At 70.3% G+C, this 11,810-nt stretch carries 12 protein-coding genes, 1 tRNA gene and 1 pseudogene; 8 read left to right on the top strand and 6 right to left on the bottom strand.

All coding sequences use genetic code 11. The features are described from left to right. The first annotated feature begins 18 nt into the window (after positions 1 to 18). From K6I34_RS20015 to K6I34_RS20030, 4 genes are all read left to right on the top strand, one after another. On the top strand, positions 19 to 621 hold the full coding sequence (locus K6I34_RS20015; protein WP_229327691.1) for a molybdenum cofactor biosynthesis protein B: 603 nt from the start codon (positions 19 to 21) through the stop codon (positions 619 to 621). After that, positions 618 to 1,241, top strand: coding sequence for a GNAT family N-acetyltransferase (locus K6I34_RS20020; RefSeq protein WP_229327681.1), 624 nt, complete (start codon positions 618 to 620; stop codon positions 1,239 to 1,241). Before K6I34_RS20015 ends, K6I34_RS20020 begins: the two co-directional genes overlap by 4 nt. Positions 1,242 to 1,392: 151 nt before the next feature. Beyond that, entirely contained in the window at positions 1,393 to 2,424 is a 1,032-nt protein-coding gene (locus K6I34_RS20025; protein ID WP_229327682.1) for a hypothetical protein, read from the top strand. Positions 2,425 to 2,497: 73 nt separating this feature from the next. Beyond that, positions 2,498 to 2,571 (top strand) — tRNA-Ala (locus tag K6I34_RS20030). Between the two features lie 263 nt (positions 2,572 to 2,834). Here K6I34_RS20030 and K6I34_RS20035 read toward each other — a convergent pair. Together K6I34_RS20035 and K6I34_RS20040 are read right to left on the bottom strand one after the other, a co-directional pair. Then, complete coding sequence (locus K6I34_RS20035) at positions 2,835 to 4,631, bottom strand: hypothetical protein (RefSeq protein ID WP_229327683.1); 1,797 nt, start codon at positions 4,629 to 4,631, stop codon at positions 2,835 to 2,837. Continuing rightward, positions 4,628 to 5,560: a hypothetical protein gene (locus K6I34_RS20040; protein WP_229327684.1), complete on the bottom strand. Its 933-nt coding sequence runs from the start codon at positions 5,558 to 5,560 to the stop codon at positions 4,628 to 4,630. The genes K6I34_RS20035 and K6I34_RS20040 overlap by 4 nt, the downstream gene beginning before the upstream one ends. 39 nt (positions 5,561 to 5,599) lie before the next feature. Here K6I34_RS20040 and K6I34_RS20045 point away from each other — a divergent pair, with 39 nt between their 5' ends. Beyond that, positions 5,600 to 5,950, top strand: a complete 351-nt coding sequence (locus K6I34_RS20045; protein WP_229327685.1) for a helix-turn-helix transcriptional regulator — start codon at positions 5,600 to 5,602, stop codon at positions 5,948 to 5,950. A gap of 211 nt (positions 5,951 to 6,161) precedes the next feature. Here K6I34_RS20045 and K6I34_RS20050 read toward each other — a convergent pair whose 3' ends face one another. Further along, the gene (locus K6I34_RS20050) at positions 6,162 to 6,692 is read right to left on the bottom strand and encodes a helix-turn-helix domain-containing protein (protein ID WP_229327686.1); all 531 of its coding nucleotides are present in this window, start codon (positions 6,690 to 6,692) and stop codon (positions 6,162 to 6,164) included. A 785-nt stretch (positions 6,693 to 7,477) separates the two neighbouring features. Here K6I34_RS20050 and K6I34_RS20055 point away from each other — a divergent pair. Both K6I34_RS20055 and K6I34_RS20060 read left to right on the top strand, forming a co-directional pair. Next, on the top strand, positions 7,478 to 7,981 hold the full coding sequence (locus K6I34_RS20055) for a hypothetical protein (protein ID WP_229327687.1): 504 nt from the start codon (positions 7,478 to 7,480) through the stop codon (positions 7,979 to 7,981). 249 nt (positions 7,982 to 8,230) lie between these two features. Continuing rightward, positions 8,231 to 8,404: a hypothetical protein gene (locus K6I34_RS20060; protein ID WP_229327688.1), complete on the top strand. Its 174-nt coding sequence runs from the start codon at positions 8,231 to 8,233 to the stop codon at positions 8,402 to 8,404. Positions 8,405 to 8,501: 97 nt separating this feature from the next. Here the strand turns inward: K6I34_RS20060 and K6I34_RS38335 are convergent, their stop codons facing one another. Both K6I34_RS38335 and K6I34_RS20065 read right to left on the bottom strand, forming a co-directional pair. Next, positions 8,502 to 8,627: a hypothetical protein gene (locus K6I34_RS38335; RefSeq protein ID WP_275127105.1), complete on the bottom strand. Its 126-nt coding sequence runs from the start codon at positions 8,625 to 8,627 to the stop codon at positions 8,502 to 8,504. 256 nt (positions 8,628 to 8,883) lie between these two features. Next, positions 8,884 to 9,507 carry a TetR/AcrR family transcriptional regulator gene (locus tag K6I34_RS20065; protein ID WP_229327689.1) on the bottom strand — a complete coding sequence of 208 codons (624 nt, stop codon included), beginning with the start codon at positions 9,505 to 9,507 and terminating at the stop codon, positions 8,884 to 8,886. Positions 9,508 to 9,585: 78 nt separating this feature from the next. On the opposite strand from K6I34_RS20065, the pseudogene K6I34_RS20070 reads away from it, so the two are divergent. Further along, positions 9,586 to 10,134, top strand: a pseudogene (locus tag K6I34_RS20070) (rhomboid family intramembrane serine protease); the annotation flags it as partial. A 161-nt stretch (positions 10,135 to 10,295) separates the two neighbouring features. Here K6I34_RS20070 and K6I34_RS20075 read toward each other — a convergent pair. Continuing rightward, the coding region (locus K6I34_RS20075; RefSeq protein ID WP_229327690.1) for an alpha-N-acetylglucosaminidase at positions 10,296 to 11,810 on the bottom strand (1,515 nt) is incomplete at its 5' end.

Below are 11,810 nucleotides of genomic sequence, written 5' to 3' on the forward strand. Positions count from 1 at the left end.
GAAGGAAGGGGTGGGGGAGTGAAGGACGAGCCGGGGGGCGCACGACCGTATCGCGCGCTCGTCGTCACCGCTTCGAACCGGGCGGCTGCCGGTGTCTACGCCGACCGCGGCGGCCCGCTGCTCGTCTCCGGGCTCCAGGCGCTCGGGTTCGCTGTCGACGGCCCCCGGGTCGTGCCGGACGGTGATCCCGTCGAGGCCGCGCTGAGGGACGCCGTGCGGGAGGCGTACGACGTGGTGGTCACCACGGGCGGGACCGGGATCTCGCCCACGGACCGCACGCCCGAGGCCACTCGCCGTGTGATCGACTACGAGGTCCCCGGCATCCCGGAGGCCATCCGCGCCGAGGGCCTCACGAAGGTCGCCACGGCTGCCCTCTCCCGGGGCCTCGCGGGTGTCGCGGGCCGCACCCTGATCGTGAATCTGCCGGGCTCCACGGGGGGCGTGCGCGACGGTCTGGCCGTCCTGGAGCGGCTGCTGGCGCACGCGGTGGATCAGCTCCGCGGCGGTGACCACCCGGGCGGGAACGCGGGGGACGGCCCTGACGGGCACACCGGCCACTTCGGGCGTGCCGCCGACGAGCCCGGTCCGTACCGGGCCGAGCCCGGTACGGACCCGGCATGAGCGGCGCCTGGCCTGTGGAGCTGTGGGACGGCGATGTCGTCCTGCGCCCCATCAGGATGCGCGACCAGCACGCCTGGCGGGAGGTCAACCGCCGCAACCGCGACTGGCTGCGCCCCTGGGAGGCCACCATTCCGCCGCCCGCGCCCGGCGGGCCCGTCACCCAGCGCCCCACCTACCGGCAGATGGTCCGTCATCTGCGGGCCGAGGCCCACGCCGGGCGGATGCTGCCGTTCATCATCGAGTACCAGGGGCGCCTGGCCGGGCAGCTGACCGTGGCGGGCATCACCTGGGGCTCGATGTGCTCCGCCCACATCGGCTACTGGGTGGACGCGGCGGTCGCGGGTCGGGGCGTCATGCCCACGGCTGTGGCGCTCGCCGTCGACCACTGCTTCCACACCGTCGGCCTGCACCGGGTCGAGGTGTGCATCCGGCCGGAGAACCTGCCGAGCCGCCGAGTGGTGGAAAAACTCGCTTTCCGGGAGGAGGGGCTGCGCCCGGGGTATCTCCACATCGACGGTGCCTGGCGCGATCACCTCGTCTACGCGCTCACCGCCGAGGAAGTCCCGGACGGCCTGCTGGCCCGCTGGCACAGGTCCCGACCCGGCACTCCACAGAAATAAAATAAACGTTCGAATTTGACTGTCAATTGACAGTATTCGAGTGGTTCCGGCGCCAACAATCACAAAAAAAGTTCGAGATATCAGCCGGATCGTGCGACACACCGGGCCAATTGGCGGAATCCCTTGCGTGCGCCCCTCTACGGTGTGAAGTGTGAGCAGCAGCGGCCTCATCTACGCAGTCATCGTCGGGGCCTGGGCCGCCTACTTGGTGCCGATGTGGCTCCGTAGGCAGGACGAGCTCAATGAAGCCCGTCCGACGGAACGCTTCAGCACCGCCATCCGGCTGCTGTCCGGACGGGCGGGCATGGAGCGCCGTTACGCCAAGGGTCTGGAAGAGCGCGCGACCGACGACGCGCCGGTATCGGGCGAGCCCGCGGGCGACCGCGGGCCGGAGCCGGAGCCGGACATGCCGACCGAAGCGGTCGACGTCCGGCCCCTCGGCGCGCCCATGCAGCAGGGGGCGGCCGGGTCCTCCGGTGCGCCCTCCCTGGGCGCGGTGCCGTCCCTGACGGCCGCCGAGCGTGCCCGGCGCTCGAAGGTCCTCGCGCGCCGTCGGCGCACCACGGTGGTTCTCTTCTTCGTCTTCACGCTCGGTGCGATCGTGGCGGGCGTCGGCGGGCTGGAGTTCCTGTGGGTGCCTGCCGTGCCCGCGGTACTGCTCAGCACGTACATCGCCTATCTGCGGTCGCAGGAGCGACGCCGGTTCGCCTTCACCATGGACCAGCGCCGGGCCGAGCTGGCCGCGGCACGGCTCCGCGAGGGGCGTGCGCGCGCGCAGGCACAGGACGGTGCGGTCCTCGAGGACACGGCGCCCCATTCCGCGCCCGCCTCGTCCGAGCCGTCGGTGACGGCGGGACGCCGGGCGCTGGTCGAGCAGACCGACCACGCGGAGTGGGTCGACCAGCAGCGTGACCGGGGCGCGGGCGAGGGCTGGGAGCCGGTGCCCGTGCCGCTCCCCACGTACGTCACCGCGCCGGTCGCCCCGCGCGCCGGGGAGGACGTGGATCTCGACGCCCCGGACACGTGGAGCTCCGCCCGCTCCAGCGCCGCCGAGCCGGCGGGCCGCCGCCCGTCGGACGACCGCCGTGGCGCCCGCCCCCGTCGCCGTCCCCGCGAGCGCGGCCGCACCCCGCTCTTCGACCAGTACGCCGACGACGACCGACCTCGCGCGGCCAACGAGTGACCCTCCTCGCTGACCAGCGGGGACCGGATTTTTGAGCACCCGTAAAGGGGTGCTAGAGTTTCACTCGTTGCAAGGGCCTGTGGCGCAGTCCGGTAGCGCACCTCGTTCGCATCGAGGGGGTCAGGGGTTCGAATCCCCTCAGGTCCACCGCACGACTGTTCTTGAGTTCGCTCAGGGAGAGTTGACGAGATCCCGTCCGATCTGATTGATCGGGCGGGATCTTCGTGTTTCTGGGGTTTGTTCGAGGTGGTTTGCGAACTCGGCGGCTCTGGGGGGTGGTGGCTGGGCTGGCTGTGAGGCGAGTTCGGGGGTGATGCCGGGTGTTGAGGACGTGCCGGTGTTGCCGCTGGGCGGGTGGGCCGGTGCGGCTGGGCGGGGTGCTCTTCAGGAACCGTGTGGTGTGGCGCGCGTCAGGGTGGCGGTATCCCGGTGCTGGCGGAGGTGATCGTCATGACGTGGCTGTTGTGGCTGAGGTCGTTGCCGGTGGTTTCCGGTGTGGGCTGGGTTCCGGTGGCCAGGTGCCAGTCGTGGAGGATCTGCAGGTTGAGGGTGCAGGTCATCAGGGCGACGAGGATGGTCTGGGCGACGCGTCCGTGAGCAAGCCGTTTCTTGGGGTCGCTGATGTCGATGCGGTGGCTCTTGGCGCGTCCGTTGAGTCCTTCGTTGTTGGCCCGGATGGGTTTGTAGGCGTCGTGCCAGGCGGGGCCGAGGTAGGGGAAGTCCTGCCGGAACTTGTCGTGCGGGCCGAGCCCGCCGGGGTGGAGGGTGAGGGTCGGCTTCTGGCAGATCCGGGGCAGTTCACCCTTCGGTGGGGGATGCAGGCGTTCGGCCGCGGGAAGGGGGACGGTGGGCTTGGCTGCGGTGTGAGCGGCGGTTGCCCGGGGGCTGGTGAGGTCCACTGCCTTCGGCTGCGCGTTGGCGGTGCCGTGGACGCGGTGGAAGCGGGGGCAGTTGACCGAGGGCGAGGTGCCTGCGGGGCACTGGAGCCGGATGGTGCCGCGTGTGTCGGCGGCCTGCTTGGTTTTGAGGAAGAAGGGCTGGCGCTGGGCGATGAGCTCGGTGAGCTGAGCGTCCATGGCGCGGATGGTGTCGTCGTCCAGGCCCGTGGTGGCGTGCGCGAAGCGGGTCGGCATGGCGGGGCAGGCGAGGGAGCCGTCGACCAGGAGGGCTCCGGAGGGCGTGCTGCCCTGGATGCCGCGCTGCTTTTGTTTGTAGTCGAGAACGAGACGGTAGCCCAGGCGGCGGGCGGGCTCGGCGAAGTGAGGGGTGGTCTGGTCGGTGTAGGCGCGGTCGACGGCCAGAACCCCGGCCGGAAATCCGAACGGGACCAAGGCCTTGAGGGCGTGGATGGCGTTGGGGCCGAGGCGTTTGCCAGGAGTGTCCAGCACCAGGCCCAGGGCGAGTTGAGGGTGCTCGCTGATCCGATGGCCCGCGCGTGGGTGGCCTGCTGGATGGCGGCGGCTGCCGGCGACGAGCAGGGTTGCGCTGTGGCCGAAGATTCCCTCGGTAGAGCCTCCGCAGTAGTGCCATCCGGCTGTGATCTCGACGGAGGCCAGGCCCTTGTGGGTCCGTGGCTCGTGGTGCCAGGCGGGAAGAGGCGTGGTGTCGATGCCGATGTCGCCCTTCCAGCCCTTGAACAGGCCGCGCTTGTGAGCCAGACGGACGGTGACCAGGACCAGACGGTCACTGATCTCCTGCAGAAGCCGACGACGCCTGAGGTGTTCGGGGTCATCGTCTTCCCATGCCGCGGCATGCAGAGCCGCTTCGTCGGCGGGCAGGCGGCGGCGCCGGTCGCACCGGTAAGGATCCAGGGCAGTGGTCGGCCGGTCGAATGCGCGGTAGACACGGCGGGAGAACGCGATCCGGGCGTGCGGATCGCGCCGGTCCACGCCGGTGACGTGGAGCCAGTTCCGGGCGGTGAGGCTGAGCTCGTCGAGCAGCACACGGCAGACGTCAGCCAGGGTGGCGCTCTGGTGGTAGTGCAGGGACAGCAGCAGCCCCACCAGCACGGTTCGCACCGGCAGCCCGTCCGGCCCCGGACGCCCGGTCAGCTCGGCATCGATGAGATCGAGCACGCCGCTGCGGTGCAGCAGTGTGTCGAGCTGGCCGACCTTGGAATCGGGTATCGAGGCCGGCTGGTCGGTGACGGGACGCGGCCGGCAGTTTCTGATCTTCTTGCTGTTCCGCCAGGAGTGGGGGACAGTCATGCCGTGGTGCCGCGCAGAAGAGTGACTGCGGTGTCGTCGTCGAGAGGCGGCACGTGGTGCTGGTAGCGGGCCAGGGAAGCGGCCGAGGCCAGACCGGCGGCCTTGGCGATCAGACCGTGCCCGAGCCCGGTTGCCATCAGCTCCACGATCCACGTGGCCCGAAGCCGCCCCACCGACACTCTCGGCAGACCCTCCGGAGGCTGGTGCAGGAGCGACCAGGAACCGATCAGGTTCTTGGCGTACTCGACCGTGCGGCGAGGACGGAACAGGTAACCGTGCCCGGCCTGCCAGGCCAGTTCCTCGAGGACCTCCTCCCAGCCGGACCGGGCGGCCAGCGGATGCTCACGCGTGACACCGGTGTGCACCAACGGGCCGCCCCTGTCACCGCGGCGCTGAAGATGACTCCCGACGGTGGCCGCGACCTCCCTGGGCTGGAGCCCGAACCCCGCCCCGAGGCCCAGCAGCGCCAGAGCGTCGGCCCGTTGCTGGCCGCGCAGATGCTCCGCCCAGTGCTTCAGGCCCGCCAGGTCGGCCCGCCCATAAGGAAGATGGGGCACGGGCTCGGCATGCAGACGTGCCGGGGTGGCCTCGCCGCGCTCGCTCCAGGCCAGCGCGTCCCGTACCCGCAGCAGCCACGTGCGGTAGGTCCGCACCGACGACGGCTGAAGACCGGCAGCGCGCGAGAGCACGTACGCGTCGATGACCTCGTTCCGCAGCCAGGCATCCGGATCCACAGGATGCCCGGCCTTGACGGCCCAGACGGCCAGGGAGGCGGTGACGTGCAGCAGCCGTTCCACGTCATAGGGGACCGCGCTCACCGTGGCCGCCACCACCGATCTCACCAGCGGCGCGACCTCCTCCCAGACGGGCGGGGCCTCGCGCGGCCGGTAGCGGGCGATCTTCGCAGAGGTCTGTGGATCAAGGGTCACGGTCCACGAATAGCGGCTGGACAAGCAGCCGTCCGGGGGTTGATCGACTTCGACAGAGAGGACGGTGCACGCATGGTCGGCGGACGCGCCCGCGCACGCCCCCCGCGGGAGATGGCCGGTGATCCGGAAGCCTGGCCTGAGGCGCCCTGCCCGGATGCCGGGGCCGAGGCCGTGCGCCAGATCGCCCGCCGCCTCACGCGGGCGATGGAGGACCGGGGACTGAGCCTGCGCGCGGCGGCGGCCGGCTCCGGTGTCAACCGGCAGGCCATTGCCGACCTGCTCGCCGGGAATTCCTGGCCGGACGTGGCGACCGTCGCCCGGCTGGCCGCTTTCACGGGTGTGCGGCTGTGGCCGGACGGGCCCGTTCGCGTTCGGAGAAGCAAACAATGAGCCTCGATTCGTACCCGAATGCGCACGACTGCGACCGGGCATGACGATTTCGCGGCTCCGCGCCCAACACCGGGATGATCTCCACTAGTGTCGGGACATGCGAGAGCCACCTTGGTAGGGACTCAAGCAACCGGCACCGCCGAGGTCAGATCTCGGCGGTGCCAGCCTCATCCGCCGCAGCGGGCCGAGGCCGCACCCGGCGGACGCCTCATCAGGCCACCCGGGCCTCCCCAGGGGTTTCAGCGGCGGCAGCGGCGGGTGACTTGAGGGCGAACCAGGCCACAGGATCCTCCACCACCAGCCCCTCCTTCACCAAGGTCTTCAGCCGCGAGCGCGTCGTCTCCGTCCGCTTCTCGCCGATCGCGGGCACCAGGTCCTGCAACTTCACCGCCCGGTCCGTTTCCGCGAGCAGAGCCAGAATCCGCTCACGGGCCACCTCCAACGACAACTCCTGGGGCTCCGGCCCTGAAGATCCGTCCGCAGGGCCGGCGGCTTCGTCTCGCTCCGGCCCGTCGGTGCTGTGCCCGGTCTCACCGTCGGCAGGGCTGTCGCCTGAAGATCGCGAGGACGGCTCGCCAGCACCGTCTTCAGCGCCTGCGACCCCCAGGGAAACGAGCGTCGTGCGGGTGATCGCCAGATGAGCCATACGCTCCTCCGCCTGTGCGACCTTCTCGCGCAGGGCCGCCAGCTCCCCCCGGACGATGGCCTCTTCCTTGTCCAGTTGGTCGAACAGTGACGTCATTGTCTGCCCTTGCGATCGTCCCCGGTTCATCTGGGGCCAGGCCCCAGAACAGCCAGAACCCCGCCCACACCGTAGGGGAGCCCCGGCCAAGATCGCAGAAGGTGATCGCCAAAGATCCCAAACGACAACTGCCGTACAGATCAAGCGAGATAGAGGTCACCAGGTGATCGCCGGAGATCGTGCCTGTCAGGGGGGTGGGACTCCCTTCCCCCTCTGTCAGGTCCGTTACGGACCCTGGGTGCCATGAGAGTAGGGCTGTAGGGCATGCGCGCCTGTCGGGCTCCGTTTTGCCCGGCTGCGAGTACACGGACCGCTCAAGAGCGGTCCTTCGCGAACTTGCCGCTGGACTGGTGTCCGTGGAGCGGCGAATCCCGGCCGCTTGTGGCGCCGCCAGCCCCCGCCTGTTGAGCGGGAGTTGGCCCGATCTTGGCGAGTATGAGCACGATAAATGTCGCACTGGCTGATGGTGGGTGCATTTGCGCATGGCGCCCGCATGCCGTTTTGGGTATCTTGCGGCATTAGCTCGGGCGGTACGGGGTGATTTGAGGCGCACGTTCCAGATGTGTCATCTGGGGCTCGTGTGCCATCGGAGCCGTCTCGCCGCATATGGGGGCGCGCGATAATTTCGCCATGCACTTTTTCCCCTGTGACCACCTCTCCCCGGCATGGAATGATCTCCAGCGAAACGCCAATGGGTTGCATTCACCAACCCCATTGCCACGTACGACAACGGGAGAAAAATGAACACCGCAACACTCGGCGGCAGAATCATCAAGCGCTTATCCATGGGAACCGTCGCGATGGTGACCGCAGGCGCAATCCTCACCGTCGCCGCCTCCACCGCGTCCGCCGCCCCGTCCGAGTCGGCGCGCATCGCCCAGGCCACCGCCGCCGTCTCGGCCCAGCTCGACACCCCCATCGACGAAGCTCTCGTCAAGCAGATCCTCGACGGCATCAACTCCGCGCGCGCCTCGCTCGCCAACGGCCAGAGCAAGATCGTCTACGACAACGGCCAGTACGCCCTGAGCCTGTTCAAGGACGCCAACGGCAAGACCACACTGCGCGCCTTCCAGAGCGGCAGCACGGGCAACCAGCCCCGCGGGTTCTGCCACATGGCCGCGATGACCGCTGTCTACAGCATCGGCGCCGCCGCCTTCGCCGCAGCGGCCGCAGCCGGCGGCATCGAGGTCCTCGGCATCGCCATCTCCGCCGACGCGGCCCGCGCCATGTCCGTCGCCTTCTCCTCGGGCTCGGCGCTCAACGCCCTGGTCTCGCAATACGTCTGCTGACCCAGCGTCGGCCCGAACGGAAAACATGCGCGCTCTCATTACCGTCCTCGCAATCCTCCAAATCATCCTGGCCGTGGCTGGAATAGCCCCCAGAAAATCAGGGGCCACACTTCCCAAGTGGTACTTCTGGGCACTGGCCCTGGTCGCTGTGGCCATGGTCGTCTCAGTGGCCTATCAGCAACTATCGTGAGGAGAACCATGCAGAACGGTAATGCGGTCCGAGGAGTAGTCGCTGTCTGGCTGGTAGGGATGGCAACTGTCGCACTGCCCGGCGTGGCCCTGTGCGGCGGCGGCGCCCTCAGCGACATCCTGGCTTCCAGCGCCTCGCTCCTGGCCTCCCTGGCCGTAGCCGTGCACCTGACGGCCAAGTCCAAGCCGAAGGCCAGCGAGACGCACACCGCCCTCACGGCCGTCCAGGCATAAAGTCGGGCACATCGTCCCTCACGGGACGCGTTTGGGGCTGCAGCACGACGCTGCAGCCCCAAACGCATGTTCCGAACCGAAGACCCCACAGTCCTCGTCACTGCCAGGACCGCCCCGACCAGCCACTGTGATCCCTGCTGGCGTCGATGTACTGCACGCACAGGCTGCCGAAGAGGCCGCCGGTCAGCCTGCCGTCGACCGGTCGCTCCCCCTCCCGCACCACACGCCGTGACGGACGGCATCGACATCGAACCCGACCGGCTCGGGAAACGATCGCTACCGTTCTGGGAAGCGATCTTCATGAGGGGTTTGCCGCCCCTGGTCAGCCCTACTCGTGAACACCCGACCGCAACGACTGTTCTCGAGTCAGCTCGGGGGTAGTTGGGAAAGATCCCGCCTGGTCATCGACCGGGCGGGATCTTTGCGTTTGTGGCCGTGCGGGGAGTCCGCCGGTGAACTTCCCGGCGGTTCCGGGGGTGTTAGCGGCCGTAGTCGCGCAGGCCGGTCTCCAGGAAGGCGAAGGCGCGCTTCGCGTCGGCGACCGCGTCGGGGTGGACCGCGTCGGCGGATTCTCCCGCGAGGAGGCGGCGCAGGTTCTCCGCGGACAGGGCCTCGCGGGCGCCGATCAGTTGGGCGGCGGTGACGGCGGCGAGGACCGGGGGGCCGGGGAGCTCGGCGGCGAGCAGGTCGCGGCTCTGCTGGGTCAGGGCCAGGGCTCGCTGGGCGAGTGCCGGGGTCTCGTGCAGGAGACGGCACACGCCCAGGACGTCCGGGGCGTCGTTCAGGCCGGTGGAGGCGTCGTGCTCGTCGAGTGCGGCCAGGAACGCGCGGCGCAGGGCAGCGACGGGGGTCTCGCCCGCGGCGCGCTCGCGGACGATGTGCGCCGCGTCGTGGACGTGGTCCTCCATCGGGCGCAGGACGAGGTGTTCCTTGGTCGGGAAGTAGTTGAAGACCGTCATCTTGGAGACGTCCGAGGCTGCCGCGATCTGGGCGACGGTGACGTTGTCGAAGCCGTGCTCCAGGAACAGCTCCACGGCGGTGCTGAAGAGCCGCCGGGTCGTCTCGATCTTCTTCCGCTCCCGCAGGCCGGGCTGTGCAGTCATGGCTTCAGAGTACCCGGCACAAGTTTTGGTCGAGATTAAATATTGACCGAGTACAGGTTCGGGGGTAGTGTTCTTCGCATGACAGCCATCAGCGTGGGTGTCGCGGCTCCGTCGCGGCGTCTTCCTGCCGTCACCGGGGCCGTGTTCGGCGTCACTGCCCTGGTCAACCTCTTCCAGTTCGCCGTGCCCGGCACGCTGGGCCTGCTGCGACGGAGTCCGGAGGGGCTCCACGAGCAGTGGTGGCGCACGTTCACGTCGCTCTTCGTCCAGGACGGTGGCGCGGCCGGGACGGTGTTCAACCTGCTCGCCCTCGCGGTCGTGGGAGCGGTCGCGGAGCAGGTCCTCTCCCGCCGCGCGTGGCTGCTCCACTACTTCGGGGTGGGCGTGGCCGCCGAGTTGGTGGGGTACGCGTGGCAGCCGTTCGGGGGCGGCAATTCGATAGCCGTGTGTGGGCTCGTGGGCGCGGTGTTCTGGGCGATACGACGGCTGGACGGGCGGCTGCCGAGGCCGCTGACCACCCGCTGGAACCGTGGACTCGCGCTGGCCGTGCCGGTCGGAGCGGTGGCCTTGGCGGCGGTGAGGGACGTGCACGGGGCCGCGCTGCTCATGGGGCTGGCGACAGGGCTCATATCGGGGTCGGCGACAGGGGCGGAGTCGGACCGGGCGTCGGCTGTGCCGGGCAGGCTTCTCGCCCGGATGCCCGCCCGGCCTCGCGGTCGCGAGGCCGCCGCTGCCGACTGCCGGGCCTCCTCCCGGGTCTCCCGGGCCTGCTATCGGGTCTTCTCCGCCTACAGCCTGGCCGCCACGGCCCGGGCGACCCGGACGATATCCCCTGCCGGGGTCGTCGGGTACGAGGGGCGGTCCCGGGTCCAGCGGTCCTCCAGGGCGAACCAGTCGACGGGCTTGGGCGCGCGGCGGGACGCCAGGGCCGTGTCCAGCGCCGTGAACCAGGTCTTCCAGCGCAGCCGGTAGAGGCCGCCGACCAGGCCCGACCACTCACGGTTCGCGTAGTCGTGGAGCTTGCCGGAGTCGGCCGAGGCGCGGGGGCCCCAGGTGGTGAGGAGGGAGACGGCGTCGTATTCGAGGTGGTCGCGCTCGGCGGGGGTCGAGCCCCAGGCCCGGGCGTCGGCGGTCCAGCGGCCCAGGAGATGGCCCGCGTCGGTGGCGACGACCTGCTCCAGCAGGGACATCCAGTCGAGCCACTCGCGCGTGAGGTCGCGGAAGCGGGACCGGTTCCCGGTGTCGTAGGCGGCTTTCAGGCGCGGCAGGAGCAGTCGGCCGCGGTTGGCGATGCACTGCCGGGCGACATCCATGAGGTCGTAGCGGTAGGCGCTGCTGCGGCGCAGGGAGGGGGCGACGGAGAGCAGTTCCGGCAGGGCGCGGGCGAACGTGTCGGCGTCGTAGCGCAGTTGCTTGGGCGACCAGGCGGCGGCGTGGGAGACGGCCAGATCGGGGCGGGCGGCGAAGAGGCTGTCGGCGCCCTCGCTCCAGCCGTCGGTGCGGCGGGTGCCGTAGGCGGTGCGCCGGAGGACGTCCCAGGCGCGGGCGGCGTGCGCGTCGGCGCCGCCGTAGCGGTAGCGGGGCCACTCCGCGAACCAGGACGGCAGGTCCACCGGGCCGTCCGTCCAGGCCAGGTCGCCGAAGAGGGCGAAGGCCGCGGGGTTGTTGTCGGCGGCCTCCGGCATGAGGGCGATGCCGGAGAGCGTGCTGCCGGCCTTGGTGCGCCACCGGTCGTAGAGGTCGGCCCAGTCGGGGGTGTTGGCGCCCATCGCGGTGTGCCCGCCGAAGTTCCAGATGGAGCCGAAGGCGTACGGGGTGCCGCCCCAGTCGGCCTCGCGGTCGGTGACGGCGGCGTAGCGGTCGGACAGGCCGTCGAGGACGAGCATGCGGGACTTGTCGACGGCGTCGACGATCTCGCGGCGCGGGTTGGTCTGCCAGCCGAGGATGGCCCAGGTGGCCCGGGGATGGGCGGTGCGCAGGGCCTTCTCGACGGCGCGCGCGGCCTCGCCGACGGGGACGTTGCCCGGGGTGCCGCCCTCGTGCAGCAGGTCCATCTTGTACATGGACGTGGCGCCGTAGAGCCCCTGTTGCACGCGGTAGAAGGTGCGGGCGACGCGGCCGAAGTGAGGGGTGCGCGGGTCGAGCCAGTCGGGGCGCCGGAAGCCGCCCCAGTCGCCCTGGGGGACGACGCGGGCGCCGGGATTGCGGCGGACGAAGCCGGGAGGGACGGTGCCGAAGTAGCCGGGGAGCACGGGGGTCATGCCGAGTTCGCGCAGCCGTCGCACGATCCGCCGGGCCAGGGC

Origin of the sequence: Streptomyces sp. UNOC14_S4 (genome assembly GCF_020740835.1) — a bacterium.
Classification (GTDB): Bacteria; Actinomycetota; Actinomycetes; order Streptomycetales; family Streptomycetaceae; genus Streptomyces.